The sequence below is a fragment of the Streptomyces sp. NPDC001407 genome, assembly GCF_042895325.1.
GTDB lineage: Bacteria > Actinomycetota > Actinomycetes > Streptomycetales > Streptomycetaceae > Streptomyces.
In genome coordinates this window covers 146,243-164,718 of the sequence record NZ_JBIAWF010000005.1, presented here as the reverse complement: position 1 = coordinate 164,718, position 18,476 = coordinate 146,243, and the positions used below count along the sequence as shown (strand labels likewise).

17 protein-coding genes are annotated in these 18,476 nt (G+C 72.7%); 6 read left to right on the top strand and 11 right to left on the bottom strand.

Going from position 1 to position 18,476, the window contains the following annotated elements; all coding sequences use genetic code 11:
- Positions 1-343: 343 nt before the first annotated feature.
- The 4 genes from ACFY1P_RS09975 to ACFY1P_RS09960 all read right to left on the bottom strand — a co-directional run bounded on the left by ACFY1P_RS09975 (position 344) and on the right by ACFY1P_RS09960 (position 4,138).
- Entirely contained in the window at positions 344-697 is a 354-nt protein-coding gene (locus ACFY1P_RS09975) for a VOC family protein (RefSeq protein WP_361531316.1), read from the bottom strand.
- A gap of 73 nt (positions 698-770) precedes the next feature.
- A complete protein-coding gene (locus ACFY1P_RS09970; protein ID WP_361531319.1) occupies positions 771-1,583 on the bottom strand; it encodes a class I SAM-dependent methyltransferase in 813 nt (270 codons plus the stop codon).
- Between the two features lie 95 nt (positions 1,584-1,678).
- Positions 1,679-3,157 (bottom strand): bifunctional phosphatase PAP2/diacylglycerol kinase family protein, encoded by a 1,479-nt coding sequence (locus tag ACFY1P_RS09965; RefSeq protein ID WP_390750359.1) that lies wholly within the window; start codon positions 3,155-3,157, stop codon positions 1,679-1,681.
- A gap of 108 nt (positions 3,158-3,265) precedes the next feature.
- Positions 3,266-4,138, bottom strand: coding sequence for an oxaloacetate decarboxylase (locus tag ACFY1P_RS09960; RefSeq protein ID WP_390750358.1), 873 nt, complete (start codon positions 4,136-4,138; stop codon positions 3,266-3,268).
- 427 nt (positions 4,139-4,565) lie between these two features.
- On the opposite strand from ACFY1P_RS09960, the gene ACFY1P_RS09955 reads away from it, so the two are divergent.
- Positions 4,566-5,138 (top strand): TIGR03086 family metal-binding protein, encoded by a 573-nt coding sequence (locus ACFY1P_RS09955; RefSeq protein ID WP_390750357.1) that lies wholly within the window; start codon positions 4,566-4,568, stop codon positions 5,136-5,138.
- A gap of 16 nt (positions 5,139-5,154) precedes the next feature.
- Here ACFY1P_RS09955 and ACFY1P_RS09950 read toward each other — a convergent pair whose 3' ends face one another.
- Entirely contained in the window at positions 5,155-6,843 is a 1,689-nt protein-coding gene (locus ACFY1P_RS09950) for a thiamine pyrophosphate-requiring protein (protein ID WP_361531513.1), read from the bottom strand.
- A gap of 358 nt (positions 6,844-7,201) precedes the next feature.
- Here ACFY1P_RS09950 and ACFY1P_RS09945 point away from each other — a divergent pair, with 358 nt between their 5' ends.
- The 3 genes from ACFY1P_RS09945 (at position 7,202) to ACFY1P_RS09935 (ending at position 10,793) form a co-directional block, all read left to right on the top strand.
- Complete coding sequence (locus tag ACFY1P_RS09945; RefSeq protein WP_390750356.1) at positions 7,202-8,050, top strand: SigB/SigF/SigG family RNA polymerase sigma factor; 849 nt, start codon at positions 7,202-7,204, stop codon at positions 8,048-8,050.
- 379 nt (positions 8,051-8,429) lie between these two features.
- Positions 8,430-9,638: an aminotransferase class I/II-fold pyridoxal phosphate-dependent enzyme gene (locus ACFY1P_RS09940; protein ID WP_361531507.1), complete on the top strand. Its 1,209-nt coding sequence runs from the start codon at positions 8,430-8,432 to the stop codon at positions 9,636-9,638.
- 126 nt (positions 9,639-9,764) lie between these two features.
- Positions 9,765-10,793 (top strand): MBL fold metallo-hydrolase, encoded by a 1,029-nt coding sequence (locus tag ACFY1P_RS09935; RefSeq protein WP_361531504.1) that lies wholly within the window; start codon positions 9,765-9,767, stop codon positions 10,791-10,793.
- A gap of 85 nt (positions 10,794-10,878) precedes the next feature.
- Here the strand turns inward: ACFY1P_RS09935 and ACFY1P_RS09930 are convergent, their stop codons facing one another.
- Complete coding sequence (locus tag ACFY1P_RS09930; RefSeq protein ID WP_361531501.1) at positions 10,879-11,397, bottom strand: GNAT family N-acetyltransferase; 519 nt, start codon at positions 11,395-11,397, stop codon at positions 10,879-10,881.
- A 236-nt stretch (positions 11,398-11,633) separates the two neighbouring features.
- Here ACFY1P_RS09930 and ACFY1P_RS09925 point away from each other — a divergent pair, with 236 nt between their 5' ends.
- Positions 11,634-13,022 (top strand): amino acid permease, encoded by a 1,389-nt coding sequence (locus ACFY1P_RS09925; protein WP_361531498.1) that lies wholly within the window; start codon positions 11,634-11,636, stop codon positions 13,020-13,022.
- On the opposite strand, the gene ACFY1P_RS09920 is transcribed toward ACFY1P_RS09925, so the two are convergent.
- From ACFY1P_RS09920 to ACFY1P_RS09910, 3 genes are all read right to left on the bottom strand, one after another.
- Positions 13,012-13,773, bottom strand: coding sequence for a glucose 1-dehydrogenase (locus ACFY1P_RS09920; RefSeq protein ID WP_361531495.1), 762 nt, complete (start codon positions 13,771-13,773; stop codon positions 13,012-13,014). The two genes, ACFY1P_RS09925 and ACFY1P_RS09920, sit on opposite strands and share 11 nt — an antisense overlap.
- Before the next feature lie 96 nt (positions 13,774-13,869).
- Entirely contained in the window at positions 13,870-14,451 is a 582-nt protein-coding gene (locus tag ACFY1P_RS09915) for a TetR family transcriptional regulator C-terminal domain-containing protein (RefSeq protein ID WP_361531492.1), read from the bottom strand.
- Between the two features lie 63 nt (positions 14,452-14,514).
- Complete coding sequence (locus ACFY1P_RS09910) at positions 14,515-16,290, bottom strand: FAD-dependent oxidoreductase (protein ID WP_390750355.1); 1,776 nt, start codon at positions 16,288-16,290, stop codon at positions 14,515-14,517.
- A gap of 178 nt (positions 16,291-16,468) precedes the next feature.
- On the opposite strand from ACFY1P_RS09910, the gene ACFY1P_RS09905 reads away from it, so the two are divergent.
- Positions 16,469-16,777, top strand: coding sequence for a 4a-hydroxytetrahydrobiopterin dehydratase (locus ACFY1P_RS09905; protein WP_361531486.1), 309 nt, complete (start codon positions 16,469-16,471; stop codon positions 16,775-16,777).
- Positions 16,778-17,016: 239 nt separating this feature from the next.
- Here ACFY1P_RS09905 and ACFY1P_RS09900 read toward each other — a convergent pair whose 3' ends face one another.
- Positions 17,017-17,487, bottom strand: coding sequence for an Asp23/Gls24 family envelope stress response protein (locus tag ACFY1P_RS09900; protein WP_361534717.1), 471 nt, complete (start codon positions 17,485-17,487; stop codon positions 17,017-17,019).
- 109 nt (positions 17,488-17,596) lie between these two features.
- Positions 17,597-18,427 (bottom strand): aldo/keto reductase, encoded by an 831-nt coding sequence (locus tag ACFY1P_RS09895; RefSeq protein ID WP_361534714.1) that lies wholly within the window; start codon positions 18,425-18,427, stop codon positions 17,597-17,599.
- Between the last annotated feature and the right edge of the window lie 49 nt (positions 18,428-18,476).

Sequence of the window (18,476 nt, the reverse complement as noted above, 5' to 3'; positions counted from 1 at the left end):
GCGCCCTGCGGGCGCGTCCTCAAACTCCCCCAGCTACCTCCCCCAGACTCCGTCCGGGGGTGCCCCCAGAGGTGCCCCCAACGGGCTGGATATGCGGACCGTGGTCCGTTGCCTGCGACCCGCAGGTACGAATCCACGGTCCGTGCAATCAGCCTGTCCGGCGTTTGAGGACCAACGCGGCGAAGCCGTGTTGCGGGGTCTGGGGCGAAGCCCCAGTTTCGGGAAGGGGCGGGGCAGGGGAACAAAGCGCCGCAGGCACTGGCTGGCGCACGCGCCCCCACGCGGCGGAGCCGCACATCAGACGCAGCCGGGAAGGGGCGGGGCTGGGGAACAAACCCCCGCCCTACACCGCCGGCTTGCGGTCGACGTACTCGAAGACCATCCCATCCGGATGCCGAGCCACCAGATTCCGCCCGATAGGCGTGGGGACAGGCCCCGCGATGATCTGTGCCCCCACCGCACGGAGATCGGCCAGCGACTCGTCGACGTCCGAGACGGCGATCGTGGCCGTGATCTTCCGCAGGATCGAGAGCTCCCGCTCCGGACCGCTCATCAGGAAGAAGCATCCGACGGCGGCGACGGAGACGCCACCGCGCTGGAAGCGGAGCGCTTCCGCGCCGGTGAGGCGTTCGTAGACGGCGACGGCGGCATCGAGGTCGTTGACGCACACCCTTAGCGAGGTCCCCAGAATGTTCATGGGAACAAGGCTAGTTGGAGGCGGTGCCCCCGCGGGCCCGGCGACCGGAACAACCCGCTGGTCCCACCGGCGGTCATACCCTGCACAGGAGTTCGGCGTGCAGGACCGCGAACCACGCGTCCGGCGAGCCGCCCCACGTCCGCCACGCACCGGCGATCCGGCGCAGGCCCGCCTCGTCCGTGAAGGAGCCGGACACCGCGAGGCCCGCGTACGACGACGCGACCGTACGGTCCGCCCACAGGCCGCTCCACCACGCCCGCTCCTCCGGGGAGGCGAAGCACCACGCGGAGGCGGTGGCGGTGATGCCGGTGAGGCCGGCGCCGCGGGCCCAGGCGAGGAGGTGGCGGCCGGCGTCGGGTTCGCCGCCGCTCGCGCGGGCGACCCGGTGGTAGAGGCCGAGCCAGTCGTCCAGCCCCGGCACCCGGGGATACCAGGTCATGGCCGCGTAGTCCGCGTCGCGCACCGCGATCACCCCGCCGGGCCGGCACACCCGTCGCATCTCGCGCAGCGCGCCCACCGGATCGCCGAGGTGCTGGAGCACCTGGTGGGCGTGGACGACGTCGAACGAGTCGTCGGGGAAGTCCAGGGCGTGGACGTCGCCGACCGTGAAGTGCGCGTTGTCCAGGCCGCGTTCACCCGCCGTCGCGCGGGCCGGGTCCAGGATCTCCTCCGCGGTGTCGAGCCCCACGACCCGGCCCTCCGGTACGAGCGCGGCGAGGTCGGCGGTGATGGTGCCGGGTCCGCAGCCGATGTCCAGGATCTCCTGGCGCGGCGTCAGTTCGGGCAGCAGATACGCGGCGGAATTGGCGGCGGTGCGCCAGGTGTGCGAACGCAGGACGGATTCGTGGTGTCCGTGGGTGTAGACGGCGGCGGACGGTTCCGGCATGGCGGCCCCCTCGGTGAGCGCCCGCTCCGGCGCGGGCGGGACACCTCACCGTACGCAGCGCTCCCACATCATGAGAACACCGTCTCATCATCTGGTCAGGGTGTCGTCGGCAGCCGGTAGACCACCAGTGCCTCGTTCTCCTTCGAAAGGGTCAACGAACGTGGTGCGGCCGCCACTTCACCGTCGTACGCCAGATGCGTGCCCGGCTCGATGCCGTCGATCCGCAGGTGCCGCAGCCGGGCGGATCTCAGCACGGGCGAGTGCTTGAGGTCGCCGGTCAGCGCCGCCAGGAGCAGTCGCGTACGGGCCAGCCGGCCGCCGGAGACCGTGCGGACGTCCAGCACGCCGTCCGCCAGGTCGTGCCGTCGCAAGGGCGTGAGCCCCAGGCCGCGGTAGGTGCAGTTGCCCGCGAAGAGCATCCACAGCTCCCGCGACCTGCCGTTGATCTCGATCCGCGTCGGCCGCGCCGTCCGCAGCACCTCCACGGCGGCCAGTATCCCGGCCGGCCAGGCGCCGATCCGCGGGGCCCAGCGCTCCCGCACCCGCACCAGCTCGGGGTACGCGCCGATGCTGAAGGTGTTCAGGAACCAGCCGTGGTCACCCATCCGGACCAGGTCGACCGCCACCGCCTCCCCGGACTCGACGGCCCGGCAGGCGTCGGCGACGGTCTCGATGCCCAGGTCGTACGCGAAGTGGTTGAGGGTGCCGCCGGGCAGCACGGCCAGTGGCAGCCCGTACCGTCTGGCGGTGGCGGCCGCCGCGGTGACGGAGCCGTCGCCGCCGAACACGCCGAGCGCGCCGCCGAGTTCGAAGGCGCGGTTGGCCGCCCGCTCCAGCGCCTTGTCCAGCGGCTCGCCGGGCCCGTCGGGCTCCGGGCCGGCCTCGACGACCTCCGCGCGCGGGAGGGCCGCCCGCACCTCGTCGGCGGCGTCCGCGCGCACGGCCACGCGCTGCCCGGCGGCGGCGTTGGTGACCACGACCAGGCCCGCGCCGCCGGGCAGCGCCGGGGCGTCCGCCCGGGGGCGCGCGGGCGGCGCGAGCTGGGCGCGGGTGGGCGCGAGGCCGCGGACGGCGAAGGCGGCGCCCGCGCCGAGCGCCGCGCCCGCGAGCACGTCACCCGGATAGTGGACGCCGGTGTAGATCCGGGAGAAGCACACGGACGCGGCGATCGGCGCCAGCGCCAGCCCCCACCTGCGGTTCTCCAGGGCGACCCCGGTCACGAAGGCGATCGCCGAGGCGGAGTGGCCGGAGGGGAAGGAGGTGGTGACCGGCTGGCGGGCGAGCCGTCGTACGAGCGGCACGGCGTCCATTACGGGCCGCACGCGGCGCACCGAGCGCTTGCCGAGGGTGTTGACCGTGGCGGAGGCGACGGCCAGCGACGCGACCCCGCGGAGCGCCGCGCGCCGGGCGGGCCGGCCGCCGGCGGCCGCGGCGCCCGCCGCCAGGCCGAACCACAGGAGGCCGTGGTCCGCGCAGCGGGAGAGCCGGGGCAGGGCGCGGTCGGCGCCCGGCCAGTGCCGTTCGGCCACCGCCAGGAAGGCTTTGCGGTCCCAGGTGCTCAGTACGTGGCGCATAGGGAGCCGGGTACCCCCGTGCGCCGCGTCGATGCTTCTCCGGCGCGGATCGGCCGCGAAGGCCGGACGGGCCCGGTCGTGCGGCCCCTCCGGCCCTCGTCTGCCAAGTCAGGACGTCACGGGCATCTTCGGGGCGTCGTCGCGGTCATGGTGGCGGCTGATGTTCTTCTCCAGGAGGGCCAGGCACTCCGCCACCCCCACGCTGTCCGCCGTGAACTCCGGCAGGCGGCCGTCCGCGGCCTTCAGGCCGGTCAGCGCCGCGTCCATCGCGGTCTGCGCGGCGAAGAGGCACGGCGTGCTGTAGATCGCCACGTCGACGCCGAGCGCGCCGAGCTCCGGGAGGGAGAGCCGGGGGGACTTGCCGCCCGCGATCTGGTTGAAGAGCAGCGGTTTGTCGCCGATGACCTCGCGGACCTTGCGTATCCAGTCGACGCTGCGGACGCCGTCGACCAGCACGACGTCCGCGTCGGTGGCCGCCAGGGCCTTCGCGCGGCGCAGGATCTCCGCCTCCTCCGTGGCGTCGGTGCGGGCCACGACGACGAGGTCGCGCCGGGATTCGAGGACCATCGTGAGCTTGTCCAGATACTCCTCCAGGGGCAGCACCTGTTTGCCGTCCACGTGCCCGCAGCGCCGTGGCCGTTTCTGGTCCTCCAGGATCACTCCGGAGGCGCCGATGGCCTCCAGGTGCTGGACGACGTGGCAGGCCGTCTCCGGGTCGACGTAGCCGTCGTCGATGTCCACGAGCAGGTGCTGGGCGGGGAAGGCGAGGCGCAGCCGCTGGACGAAGGCCACCAGGTCGGGCCAGGCGATGAAGCCGATGTCGGGCAGGCCGTAGTGGGACGCGGCGAAGCCGAAACCGGAGACGAACATGCCGTCGTAGTGCTGGGCGGCGGCGGACGCGGAGAACATGTCGAAGACACCGATCAGGGGCGTCGTTCCGTCTTCGGCGATGGCCGCACGTAGCCGATCGGGGTGGTTCACGGTACCCTCCGGAACATTGGGTTGCGTCGATGCGACGCCCCGGCCAACCGCCTGCGAAGCTCCGGCCGGTGCGCGTGCATCACGGGACGCATCTGGGAAACGCAGCAGGGACAGGGCCGAGACCCACGCCGGTGGCGAGGGGTCCCGGCCTTCGTTCGTGTGGATCCGTGTTCGGGGTGTGCCGTCCGGACATTAGTCAAGGAATGGTCATGCGGCAATGTTGGGCGAGTAAAGAGGAGTTCGCCGCGATGCTTTTGAGCCGATCGCCCCAACGCCCTTGAGATCATCGCCGGGTGGCCGCCCGGCCCGCCGTCTCGTCGCATTCCGGATACCGGGGGAGAAGGGCGCGTCCGGGCGTCCCGCCCACAATGGCGCGTTCACCCCGCCCGCCTCGCCGCCGTCCGGATTCGTGCCGACAATGGGTGCCATGAGTTCCGACACGCTGCTGGAGCGGCACGCCGAGGCCCTCGCCCTGTTCACCGACCGCGTGCACGCCGTCGGCCCCGGTCAGTGGAGCGATCCGACGCCCTGCACCGAGTGGACCGTGCGCGAGCTGGTCAACCACCTCACCGCCGAACAGCTGTGGGTGCCACCACTGTTGGACGGCGCGTCCATCGAGGATCTCGGCGACACCCTCGACGGCGACGTGCTCGGCGACGACCCGGTCGCCACCTGGGACGCCGCCGTCGCCGGGGCCCGCGAGGCGTTCGCCGCGCCCGGCGCCCTGAAGCGGACCGTGCAGCTCTCCTACGGGCCCACCGCGGCCGACGCCTACGCCTCGCAGATGGTCTCCGACGCGGTCGTGCACGCCTGGGACCTCTCCCGGGCCATCGGTGCCGACGAGCATCTCCCCGCGTCTCTCGTGGAGTTCACCCGGCGCGAGGTCGAGCCGTATGCCGGAAACCTCTCCGGCACCGGCCTCTTCGCCGACCCCGTCGAGCCTCCCGAGGGCGCCGACGTCCAGACCCGGCTGCTCGCGCAGCTGGGACGGAAGGTCTGAACCGCCGGGCGCGCGCTCACTCCCCGCCCGCCGGGTCCACGTCCGGCGGCAGTGGCGGCACCGCCGGATCCGTCACGAACTCCACCACCGCCGGTACCTCCGCGGCCAGCGCCTGCCGCCACGCCCCCTCGACGTGCTCGGGCCGGTCCACACGGATGCCCGTCATCCCGATCGAGCGCCCGAACGCCGCGTACGACACGTCCGGCAGCTGCTGCGACGGCAGGAACTGCGGGGAGCCGCTCCTGGCCCGCAGCTCCCAAGTCGCCTGACTGATGTCGTGGTTGTTCCACACGCCGATGACCAGCCGGGGGTCCTCCCACCGCCCGTGGTACTTCGCCGCGGTGATCAGCTCGGTCATGCCGTTCATCTGCATCGCGCCGTCCCCCACCAGCGCCACCACCGGCCGGCCGGGATGCGCGAACTTCGCGCCGATCGCGTACGGCACACCGGACCCCATCGTGGCCAGCGTCCCGGACAGCGAGCCCCGCATCGTGCCGCGCATCCTGATGTGCCGCGCGTACCAATGGGCGACCGAACCGGAGTCGGACGTGAGGATCGCGTCCTCCGGGAGCAGCGGCGACAGGGCCCGCGCCACGTACTCCGGGTTCACCGGCTCCGCCGCCGCCCCGGCGCGCCGGGCCATCGTCTCCTCCCACCGCCGCACCCCAGCGACGATCCCCTCCTGCCAGTCGCGCCGCTCCTTGCGGTGCAGCAGCGGCAGCAGCAGCCGCAGGGTGGCCCGCGCGTCGCCGGTCAGATTGACCTCGTACGGATAGCGCATGCCGATCAGGCGCGGGTCGACGTCGATCTGCACGGCACGGGCCTGGTCGTACTCCGGAAGGAACTGCGTGTAGGGGAAGTTGGAGCCGATCGTCAGCAGCGTGTCGCAGTCGCGCATCATCTCGTACGAGGGCCGGGTGCCGAGCAGCCCCACCGCCCCGGTCACAAAGGGAAGTTCGTCGCTCAGCGCGTCCTTGCCCAGGAGGGCCTTGGCGACGCCCGCGCCCAGCACGTCCGCGACCTCCTCGGTCTCCGCGCGGGCACCCGCCGCGCCCTGCCCGATCAGAACGGCCACCCGCTCACCGGAGTTGAGCACCTCCGCCGCCCGGTGCAGCGACTCGGCGGACGGCACCGTCTCCCAGCCGCTGAGGTCCAGGCTGGAGGGCACCATCTTGAAGGCGTGCGCGGGCGGCGCGTAGTCGAGATCCTGGACGTCGCCGGGGATGATGACGGCCGTGGGGGAGCGGCGCGCGTACGCGGTGCGGACGGCCCGGTCGAGGACATTCGGCAGCTGCTCGGGGACGTTCACCGTCTCCAGGTAGTCGCAGGCGACGTCCTTGAAGAGCGAGTGCAGGTCCACCTCCTGCTGGTACGCGCCGCCCATCGCCGACCGGTGCGCCTGCCCGACGACGGCCACCACCGGCACATGGTCGAGCTTCGCGTCGTAGAGGCCGTTGAGCAGATGGATCGCGCCCGGCCCGGACGTGGCGGCGCACACCCCCAGCCGGCCGCTGAACTTGGCGTAGCCGACCGCCTCGAACGCCGCCATCTCCTCATGGCGGGACTGGATGAACCGGGGCAGGTCGCCCGCCCGTTCCCAGGCCGCCAGCAGCCCGCTGATCCCGTCGCCGGGACAGCCGAAGACCTGTTCCACACCCCACGCGCGCAGCCTCGCCAGCAGGAAGTCGGACACTTTCTGGCTCATGAGGCTCACCTGGTCTCGGATGGGGGCGGGATTCGTTGCTCCGTACGGGTGGCCGTTGCCGGGGCCGGGGCGGGTGAGGGGCGGTCAACGAGGCATGTCCTCCTGGCAGGTGCGGCGGTGCTGTGCCCGGTGCGTGGGCCGGTCACCCTCCATCGAAACCCCGCCGGCGTCCCCGCGCCCGCCCGTCGGCCGGCGCGGTTTACCCCCGGCGGCCCCGGGCAAGCGGCCCCATGTGCTTCGGACGGGAAGCACGTCCGCGGGAGCAGCCACCGTGCTCCGGGCGTGTGCGCCTTCCGTCCGGGAGCCCCTTCGAGCCGGAACTTCCGCGGTCACCGTCCCACCGTTCAGGGAGACCTCCATGCCCATGACCCGTGCGACGACAGCCCCCACCGCCCCGGCCTCCCCGGCCAGGCGGCAGCGCACCCACCGCGCCGCGCCGCGCCCGCACCCCCACCACGACGCGCCCGACACCCAGCCCGCCTTCCGACGCCTCGCCGCCCTGCCGGACGGACCCGCCAAGGACGCCCTGCGCCAGCAGATCGTCCGCGCCTGGATGCCCATGGCCGAGCGGCTGGCCCTCCAGTTCCGCAACCGCGGCGAGACGGTGGAGGACCTCCGCCAGGTCGCGCTGCTCGGCCTGGTCAAGGCCGTGCACCGCTACGACCCCGACCGCGGCTCGGCCTTCGAGAGCTTCGCCGTGCCCACCATCGTGGGCGAGGTCAAACGGCACTTCCGCGACCACATGTGGGACGTCCACGTGCCGCGCCGCGTCCAGGAGCTCCGCAACCGCGTACGCACCGCCTGGCACGAACTCACCCGCTCGGCCGACGGCCGCGGCCCCGGCGTCGAGGAGATCGCCCGCCACACCGGCCTCACCGAGGACGAGGTACGGGCCGGACTGGAGGCACTCCAGAGCTACAACACGCTCTCCCTCGACGCGGAACTCCCCGGCGCCGACGACAGCTACGCGCTCGTCGACACCCTCGGCGAGCCCGAACCCGGCTTCGACCTCGTCGTCGACCGGGAGTCCCTCAAACCGGAGCTGCGCGCGCTGCCGGAGCGTGAACGCGAGATCCTCTACCTGCGCTTCTTCTGCGACATGACGCAGAGCCGCATCGCGGAACACCTGGGCATCTCCCAGATGCACGTCTCGCGCCTGCTCTCGCGGACTTGCACGCGGCTGTGCGAGCGGGTGTGCGCGGCGTGATGTTCTGTTCCCCAGCCCCGCCCCTTCCCGAACTGGGGCTTCGCCCCAGAGCCCTGACCGCGCTCCGCGCGGTGTCCTCAATCGCCGGACGGGCTGAATCGGCACCCACATCAGCCAAATCCAGCCCGTTGGGGGCACCTCCCAGCGGTAGCTGGGGGAGTTTGAGGACGCGCCCGTAGGGCGCTGGGGTCCGGGGTCTCCCCCCCCACGCGGCGGAGCCGCACATCAAACGCAGCCGGGAAGGGGCGGGGTAGGGGAACAAAGCGCCGCAGGCGCAACCCCCGCACAACCCCCGGCTCACCCGCCCAGCCGTGTCGGGCCGCCGCCGCGCCCGTGATCTGCCAAGGTGGTCGCAGGGCCGAGGCGGGCGGAGGTACGGATGCAGGCGAGCCTTCCGGCGCTGCTGGCCGTCACCGCACCGGAACGCGGCCTCCCCGTACTGCCCGAGCTCGCCGCCCACCTCGCCGGAGCCGCCGACCGCAGCGAGCCCGAACCCCTCGGCGGCGGCCCCGCGCTGCGCGCCGCCGCCTGCGGCTACTGGTCCCGGCGCGGCCTGCCCACCGAACCGGACCAGGTCATCGCCGCCCCCGGCGGCCCCCCGCTGCTCCTCGCCCTGCTCGCCGCCGCGGGCGGCGACGTCCTCCTCACCCGCCCCTGCGCCGCCTGGTACCTGCCACTCGTCCGGCTCGCCGGGCGCCCCGCCTTCCACGTGCCCGTGCCGGCCGAGTGCGGGGGCGTCCCCGACCCGTTCGCGCTGCTGGAGACGGTGCGCCGGATCCGTGACGAGGGCGGCAGGCCCCGCCTGCTGGTCCTGTCCGCCGCCGACGACCCGACCGGCACCATCGCACCGCCCGAGATCCTGCACGAGGTCTGCGAGGCGGCGGTCGCCGAGGACATGACCGTCGTCAGCGACGAGACCTGGCGCGACACGCGCCACCACCGGGGCGGGACCGTCTTCCTCGGCCCCGCCGAGATGTGGCCCGAGCACGTCGTCGTCCTCACCGACCTCGCCGGGGCCCTCACCCCGACCGCCTGGCCCGCCGCCGTGGCCCGCTTCCCCACCGGGGGCCGCGGCCCCGTGCTGCGGGCCCGGGTCACCTCGGCGCTCGCCGCCGTACGCGCCGAACTGGCGCCCCCCGTCGCCGCGGCCGCCGCCTACGCCCTGACCGAACCCGGGCCCGTACGCGCCCGGACAGCGGCCGCCGCCCGGCTCTACGGCACCCTCGGCGCCGCCGCCCGCGAACGGCTCGCCACCGCCGGGGTGCTCAGCAGGCCCCCGCAGACCGGCCCGTACCTCTACGCCGACCTCGGCGAGCTCCGCACCGCCCTCGCCGCCCGTGCCATCACCGACTCCGTCGAACTGGAGGCCCACCTCAGCGCCGTGCTCGGCCGGCCCGTCCCCGGCGGTCACCGCTTCGGGGACGCCCCCGACGACCTCCGGGTCCGGCTGTCCACGCCACCACTCCTCGGTGCCACCGACGCCGAGCGGCAGCGCGCCCTGTCCGCGCCGGACCCGCTGGCCGTGCCCGGTGTCCGCGCGGCGCTGACCGAATTCGGCTCGGTCTTCAGCGAACTCGCCGACAGCTGACCTACCGTCGATGCCGACCGTGCGTACCGAGCCTCCAGCGCCCACCGGGCCGCCGCCCCCGAGGCCGGCCGCGCGGGCGGGCGCGCGCAGCACCACAACGGTTCCCCATGGAATGGAGCCCTCTCGATGACCGAACAGACCGAGCGCTCCCTCACCGAGCACCCCGACTCCCTCACCCGCCCCCGCCCCCGGCCGCGCCCTCTTGGCGAGAACCGCCTCTGGCCGCGGTCCTTCGCCGACCGCCTCACCACCCCGCTGCCCGGGATCCGCGCCCTGGCCCGGCTCGCCCGCGAGCGCAGACTGCGGCCCGACCCCGCCGCCCTGGGGCAGGTCCCCGCCCTGCCCGTCGAGCTCGGCCCGCTGCCCGTCGTCGACGCCACGACCACCGCCGTCACCTGGGCCGGACACGCCAGCTGGGTGCTGCGCGCCGGCGGTCTGACGGTCCTCACCGACCCCGTCTGGTCCCGCAAGATCCTCGGCACGCCCGCCCGGCTCACCCCCGTCGGCGTCCGCTGGGAGGACCTCCCGGCCGTCGACGCGGTCCTCATCAGCCACAACCACTACGACCACCTGGACGCCCCGACCCTCAAGCGCCTGCCCCGCGACACGCCCCTCCTCCTCCCCGCGGGCCTCGGCCGCTGGGCGCGGCGCCGCCGCTTCACCCACGTCACCGAGCTCGACTGGTGGGAATCCGTCGAACTCCCCGGCCCGGCGGGTCCGGTCCGCTGCGACTTCGTCCCCGCCCACCACTGGAGCAAGCGCACCCTCACCGACACCTGCCGCTCCCTGTGGGGCGGCTGGGTGCTCACCGCTCCCGGCGGGCACCGGGTCTATTTCGCGGGCGACACCGGTTACGGCCACTGGTTCGAGGCCATCGGCCGCCGCTACGACGGCATCGACCTCGCCCTGCTGCCCATCGGCGCGTACGAACCGCGCTGGATGCTCGGCCCCGTCCACACCGACCCGGAGGAGGCCGTACGCGCCTGCGGCGACCTGGGCGCACGCGCGATGGCTCCGATGCACTGGTCGACGTTCGTCCTCTCCGCGGAACCCCCGCTGGAGCCACTGCACCGGGTCCGCGCGGCGTGGGAGTCGACGGGCCGCCCACGCGAGGACCTGTGGGACCTGCCGATCGGAGGCAGCCGGATCCTTTAACAAGGCTGCGCACTCGCATCAGCCACATCAGGCCTGTCCGGCGTTTGAGGACACCGCCGCGCAGCGGTGGTGCGGACAGGTCCGGCTAAGCCTCCAGCACATGGACCCGCACCGGCGAACCACTCGCCGGTGCGACCGTCTCGCGCTCACGCCGCATGCCCAGCTTCCGCATGACCGCCTCCGAGGCGTCGTTGCCGACCCTGTGCACGCCCACCACCCGGGCGAGCCCCCGGTCGCGCAGGGCGAAGTGCAGCACAGCGCGCGCCGCCTCGGTCGCGATGCCCCGGCCCCAGAAGGGGCGGCCCAGCCGCCAGTCGATCTCCACGGCGGGCAGGATCTCCGGCAGGTACTCCGGCACGGTCAGCCCCGCGAACCCGGCCAGGCACCCCGTCTCCCGCACCTCCACCGCGAAGAGGCCCACCCCTCGCTCGTCCCACTCCCGCTCCCACCGCGCGATGACCGCGGCCGTCTGCTCCCGGTCCCGTGCGGAGCCGTCCACGACGCACCGCATCACCTCCGGATCGGCGTTGATCGCCGTCATCGGCTCCAGGTCGTCCTCGCGCCAGCGGCGCAGCGTCAGTCGGGGCGTACGAAGCGAGGTCATGCCGGCATCCTGCCCAGGGGCCCCACCCCGGATGCGGCGGCGGGTGCCTCTTCTCCCTGCTCGGCGGGGGTGGTGGACGAATGACGGCGGGCGGGGGGCCCGGCAGCACCTTTTGCGGTCCGCGGTGCCGCTGCGCGGGACAAAAATCACGGATTTTGCGGAGGCCGACCATCCGGTCACCATGTCCTGTCGCACAGATCCGCGACCTGCCCGCAGGACGAGAGGCGCACCACCTCATGCACGACACCGACGGCACGAACAGCCGCCGTTTCGGCCTACCGACCGCGGTCGCCCTGGTGATGGGAAACATCATCGGTGGCGGCATTTTCCTGCTGCCCGCTTCCGTCGCGCCGTTCGGCACGGTCAGCCTGCTCGCGTTCGGTGTTCTCACCATCGGCGCGATCGCGCTGGCCCTGGTCTTCGGCCGGCTCGCCGAGCGCCATCCGCGTACCGGGGGACCGTACGTCTACGCCCGCGCGGCCTTCGGCGACTTCGCCGGGTTCCTGTCCGCGTGGTCGTACTGGACGATGACCTGGGTCAGCAACGCCGCCCTGGCCGTCGCCGGTGTCGGCTACTTCCATGTGCTCACCGGGGGCACCTCCTCCAAGGGCACCGACCTCGTCGTGGCCCTGGCCGCTCTCTGGCTGCCGGCGCTGGTGAACCTCGCGGGCACGCGCTGGGTGGGTGCCATCCAGCTGATCTCCACCGTGCTGAAGTTCGTCCCGATGCTGTTCGTCGCCGTCGTGGGCCTCTTCTACTTCGACCCCGCGAACCTCGGCGCCTTCACCGAGGGCAGCGGCGGCGACTGGGTGGGCGGCCTGACCGCGTCGGCCGCGATCCTGCTCTACAGCTACGTGGGCGTGGAGTCCGCCGCCATGAGCGCGGGCGAGGTCCGCGACCCGGAGCGCAACGTCGGGCGCGCGAGCGTGCTCGGCACCATCGGCGCGGCCGTGGTCTACCTCCTGGGCACGCTGTCCGTCTTCGGCACCGTCCCGCACGACAAGCTCGTGAAGTCCACCGCGCCGTTCTCGGACGCCGTGAACGCGATGTTCGGCGGCCACTGGGGCGGCACGCTGATCGCGGCCGCCGCGGTGATCTCGATCATGGGCGCCCTCAACGGCTGGACGCTGATGAGCGCCCAGGCCCCGTACGCGGCGGCGAAGGACGGCCTCTTCCCGGCGGCCTTCGGCAAGAAGCGCCGCGGGGTGCCCACGGTGGGCGTGCTGGCGGCGGCCGTGCTGGCCTCGCTGCTGACCCTCGTCAACTACACCCTCGGCGAGGGCGGCGTCTTCGAGATCCTCGTCCTGATCACCACTTTCTCCGCGACCGTGCCGTATCTGCTGGCCGCGGCCGCGCAGGTGTACTTCCTGCTGACGGGGCAGCGCGACAAGGTCCGCACGGGCCGGCTGGCACGGGACATGGTGCTCGCCCTCGGCGCGTTCGCCTTCTCCTTCTGGCTGGTGGCCGGCGCGGGTTACGCGGCGATCTACCAGGGCGTGCTGTTCCTCTTCGCGGGCATCCTCGCGTACGTGTGGATCGCGGCCCGCCGCCCGGCTTCCGGCACGTCCCAGGAGGACGCGCCGGAAGCCGCGGACGAGCCGGCCGCGGAGGCCGTCAGGCAGTGATGCCGCCGTCGAGGAGGAGGTCGGCACCCACGGTGAAGCCGGCCTCCTCCGACGCGAGATAGAGGACCGCGGCCGCTATCTCGCCGGGGGCGCCCGCACGCCCCGCCGGCACGGTCTGCCGCATCCGCTCCGCCTTGTCCCCCGCGGACTCGCCGGGGCGGCTGGACATCGGGGTCTCCACGGGGCCGGGGCTGACCGCGTTGATGCGGATCCCGTCGCCGATGTGGTCCCGCGCCGCGCTGCGGGTGAGTGCGGAGACGGCCGCCTTGCTCGTCACATAGGCGCCGAAGCCCTCCAGGCGCATATGGGTGCCGAGGTTGGACGCGACGTTGACGATGGCGCCGCCGCCGTGGGCCCGCATGTGGTCGATCTCGTGCTTCATCGACAGCCACACGCCCTTGAGGTTGGTGGCCAGCACCGCGTCCCAGTCGTCCTCCGGGATGTCGGCGACCTTGGCGGGCGGCGGGAGCAGACCGACGTTGTTGACGGCCACGTCGAGGCTGCCGAAGTGCTCGACGGTCCGCTCCACCAGCGCCCGGACCTCGGCGGACACGGTCACGTCGGCGGTGACCGCGAGGGCCTCGCCTCCCGCGGCCGCGATCCGCGCAACGGTCTCCTTCAGCGGCGCCTCCCTGCGGCCCGCGACCACGAGCCGCGCGCCCTCCTGGGCGAAGGCGAGCGCGATGGCCCGGCCGATGCCCGTACCGCCGCCGGTGACGAGAACGGTCCTGCCGGTGAAGCGTGCGGTCATGACGACAACCCTTCGGTTTCTCTCGAACAAGCTTGAACAAGAATGATCGGTCTTGAATAAGGGCCGCAAAGAGCCGCCCCAGTGGGAGCCGCGGGCTCAGTCCAGCAGGGACAGCGCCTGCGCGGCCGCGTCCCGCAGCCGGCCCGGCCCCGGGTCCGCCTTGCCCACCACGCGCATCCCCTGCATCAGCACCATCAGCATCCGCGCCAGCGCGACCGGGTCCCGCCCGGCGGGCAGCTCGCCCTGCGCCCTCGCCCGCATCAGCGCCGAGGCGAGCGCGGTCTCCAGGCCCTGCCAGCTCTCCCCGACCCTGTGGGCCGCGGCCGGATCGTGTGCCGCGAGCTCGACGGCCGTGTTGGTGACGAAACAGCCGCGCCGCAGGTCGTCGCAGGTGGCCTCGTCGGCGAAGCGCCGCACCAGGGCCCGCACCGCGGGCAGCGCCGGACCGGGCTGCGACAACTCCTCCACGATGCGCGGGTCGCTCTGCTCGCCGTAGCGCTCCAGGGCCTTCAGGTAGAGCTCACGTTTGCTCCCGAAAGTCGCGTAGAGGCTCGCCCGTGCGATGCCGAGACGCTCGACGAGATCCGCCAGCGACGTCGCTTCGTAACCGCGCTCCCAGAACAGCTCCAGGGCTGACTGAAGAGCGGCGTCCGGGTCGAATTCCTTGGTCCTGGCCACGTGTCCGACCGTAGACCTATCAAGAACGATCAGTCAATAATCGACGGGGCATCTCGTGGCGGGCTACCCCACGTCGAGCGCGTTCGGCAGCCCCAGGCCGTACCGCACCTCGTCGTTCCCCCTGAAGAACTCCAGCTCCGGCGCGCGGTACAGCGGGATCACCGCGCACCGCTCCGCTTGCGAACCCACGGTGTCCAGCAGCGCGTTGACCGCCGCGCGGGCGGAGGCGTTGGCCCCCTCCATCGTGGCGAGGTCGATGTCGGTGGCGACGTAGTCACCGCAGAGGAAGAGGTTGGGGATCGCCGTACGCGCCTGCGGGCGGTTGAACCAGGTGCCCACGGGGTGGATGAGCAACTGCTCGTCGTTGGTGGGCCGCGGGCCGCCGGTCTCCACGGCCGGGTCCAGGAACCACGAGTGCAGCGAGGCGTCGCTCAGCACCGTGCGCCCGGTGTCGTTGAGCCCCGCCTTCATCTGCGCCCACACCTCGCGGGCGACCTCCTCGCGGGTGCACTGCTTGGCGGTCCTGCCGTAGAGGATGCCCGGCTTGTCCCACTCGGAGACGTCCGCCGACAGGCAGTCGACGGCCACGCCGTCACCGTAGTCGGCGCGGAAGTCCCGGCCGGACCAGAACTGCGCCTGCCCCACGGAGGTGATCGACCAGGGGGAGTCGATGTGGTTGACGTGGCCGTGGACGACGGGTGCCGGCTCCGTCAGATAGAACTGAATGCCCGTCATCCAGTCGGTGCGCAATGCGTCACAGCGGCCCAACTGGGGGTCTGCTGCGCGCACTTGCGCGTTCCAGGTGGTGCGGGCGTGTTCCACCGGCATGGCCGAGACGAAGTGGTCGGCGGTCACCGACTGCCGGGCCCCGGCAGGGTCCTGGACGACGGCCTCGGCGATCCGGCCGCCGTCGAGCCGGAGGTCCCGCACGGTCCAGCCGACGCGGAAGGTGACACCGAGCGAGCGCAGATAGGCCACCCAGGGGTCTATCCACGCCTCGTCGGTCGGCGCGTTCAGCACCCGGTCCGGCTCGCCGTCCGCGCCCCGGCCCAGCACGTTGAAGAGGAACGCCTCCACGCAGGTGCAGACGGTCCGGGTGCTGGCGACCTCGGCCTTCGTGGCCACGATGTTGCGGGTGATGCCTATGGCCAGCAGCCGCTGGTAGTTCGGCGACATGCGGGCGGCGCGGATGAACTCCCACCAGGGCATCCGCTCCCACGCGTCGAGCCGCCGCCGCTCGCAGCTGGTGAACCAGACGAGCATCCGGTCGGCGAAGTACGCCAGCTCGCCGGCCGGGATGTTCCCGAAGGCGTCGAAGAAGCCGAGGAGCGCGCGGCGCAGGGCGTCCGGGGTGAGGACGGCGGGCGGCCGGCCGAGGGTGTGGAAGGGCAGCCGGATGTCCTCGTGGCCGATCCGGGCGAACAGCTCCTCGGAGGACGGCACGAGGTTGTCGTGACAGCCGCCCGGGTTGCCGGGGAAGGGGATGCGGCGCATGGTGTCGGGGAGGTTGCGGTAGAAGCCGGGGAAGAAGCGGAAGCCGTGCTCGGCGGGCAGGGGTCTGCGGTTGCCCCGCGCGCTCCCCGGCACGTCCATGCTGCGGGCCTTGCCGCCGGGCGCCTTCTTCTCGTACACCGTCACCCGGAAGCCGCGCTCGGCGAGTTCATGGGCGGCGGTCAGCCCGGCGACGCCGCCGCCGAGCACCGCGACGCTCTGCCCGCCGGATCTCCTGCGCGGGGCCGCGGCCGCCGGGCCGCTCGCGAGCGCGGTGGTCCCGGCAGCCGCGGCGACCGCCGCCGCGCCACCGATGAAGCCCCTGCGTGTGCTGCCGGTACCGCCCATGTGCCCAGCCCCCTGCCGCCGGTGACCCGTCACTTCCGGCGCCGGAGCATATGGGTGTCACCCTCACCCCGGAAGGCTTCAGGGGACTCGCTGTACGTCGCCCCGCACATTGACGCGAAACCGTCCCTGTCCCGTGGGACGCTTGAGTCACCGGCACCCGCGACGAAGGGGATACCTCATGGCCGTCGAACCGCTCTCGCAGAAGGACGTCGAGGACCGCCTCCAGGAGCTGCCCGGCTGGACGACGGACGGTGAACGGATCAGCCGCACGTACGCCTTCGAGGGGCACTTCCAGGCTGCGGCGATGGTGATTCACATCGCCCAGATCCAGGAGGAGTTGGGACATCACTCGGATCTGACGCTGGGTTACAACACGGTTCGGGTGAGCGTGAACACGCACAGTGTGGGCGGGAAGGTGACGGGTCTGGACGTGGAGCTGGCGCGTCGGGTGGAGGCGATTGCCGCGGGGCACGGGGCGCGGCCGTAGTTCGCCTGCGGCGGGCTTTGTTTCCCCAGCCCCGCCCCTTCCCGAAACCTGGGAGACCCCGGACCCCCTGACCGCGCTCCGCGCGGTGTCCTCAAACGCCGGACGGGCTGAATTGCGTACCCACATCAGCCAAATCCAGCCCGTCCGGCGATTGAGGACGCGCCCGCAGGGCGCTCTCCGCCGCAGGCGGCGAACCGGCCCGCAGGCGGCAACGGTCATCAGCGAGGTTCCGGTGAGCGTCAGCGCACCCGCGCCTCGGATTCCAGTGGCTCGTCGTCGTCCGGGAGGCGGACGTCGATCACCGCTATGTTGACCTCGACCACCTCGAGGCCCGTCATCCGCTCGACCGCGTTGATGACGTTCTCGCGGACCTCGCCCGCGACGGCCGTGATCGGGACGCCGTATTCGACCACGATGTCGAGGTCGACCGCCGTCTGGCGCTCGCCGACCTCGACCTTCACCCCGCGGGTGACGCTCGACCGCGCGCCGGGCACCCGCTCGCGCACCGCGCCCAGCGTGCGGGCGAACCCGCCGCCGAGCGTGTGCACGCCCGGCACCTCACGGGCGGCCAGGCCCGCGATCTTCTCCACGACGCCGTCGGCGATCGTGGTCCGGCCGCGGGTGGCCGCCGGCGCGTCCGCGCCGGGCGTGCTGGGCTGGACCGTCGTGCCCGGTTCGCCGGACGTGGCTATGGACGGGCTCGTCGTCATGACCGTCTCTCCTCGACTCGGTGGTACGGCCGGTTTCCCACCCGGACTTCTGTCCGGGACCGCCGAGCTCATCCATGCCCGTCCGGCAGAGGCCGAATCAGCGGTCGAATCAGAGGTCGAACTCGTCCGGATCCGGCCCGAGCCGGGTGCCGTTGTCGAGCCCGGCGAGGGCCTGGAGGTCCGCGCCGTCCAGCTCGAAGCCGAAGACGTCGAGGTTCTCCCGGATCCGGGACGGGGTCACGGACTTGGGGATGACCACGTTGCCGAGCTGGAGGTGCCAGCGCAGCACGATCTGGGCCGGGGTCCGGCCGTGCTTGGCGGCGAGGCCGGCGACGGTGGGGTCGGAGAGCAGCCCCTTGCCCTGGCCGAGCGGGGACCACGCCTCCGTGGTGATGCCGTGGCGCGCGTGATAGGCGCGCAGCTCGGACTGTGCCAGGTTCGGGTGCAGCTCGATCTGGTTGACGGCGGGCACCACGGAGGTCTCGGCGAGCAGCCGCTCCAGGTGGGCGGGCTGGAAGTTGCAGACGCCGATGGCCTTGGCGCGGCCGTCGGCCAGGAGCTTCTCCAGGGCCTTGTAGGTGTCCACGAAGGTGTCGCGCGCCGGCACGGGCCAGTGGATGAGATAGAGGTCCACGTAGTCCAGGCCGAGCCGCTCCAGCGACGCGTCGAAGGCGCGCAGCGCGGGGTCGTAGCCGTGGTCGGAGTTCCACACCTTGGTGGTCACGAAGAGCTCGCCGCGGGGGAGGCCGGTCGCGGCGATGGCCTTGCCCACACCCTTCTCGTTCTCGTATATCGCGGCGGTGTCGATACTGCGGTAGCCGGTCTCCAGCGCGGTGGTGACGGCATCGAACGCCTGATCGTCCGGCACCTGCCAGACGCCGTAGCCCAGCTGGGGCATCTCGACGCCGTTGTTCAGGGAGATGGAGGGGACCTTGCTCACGAGCATGGATCCTTACGTCGGTCGTGCAGTGACGTCCATCGTCAACCGG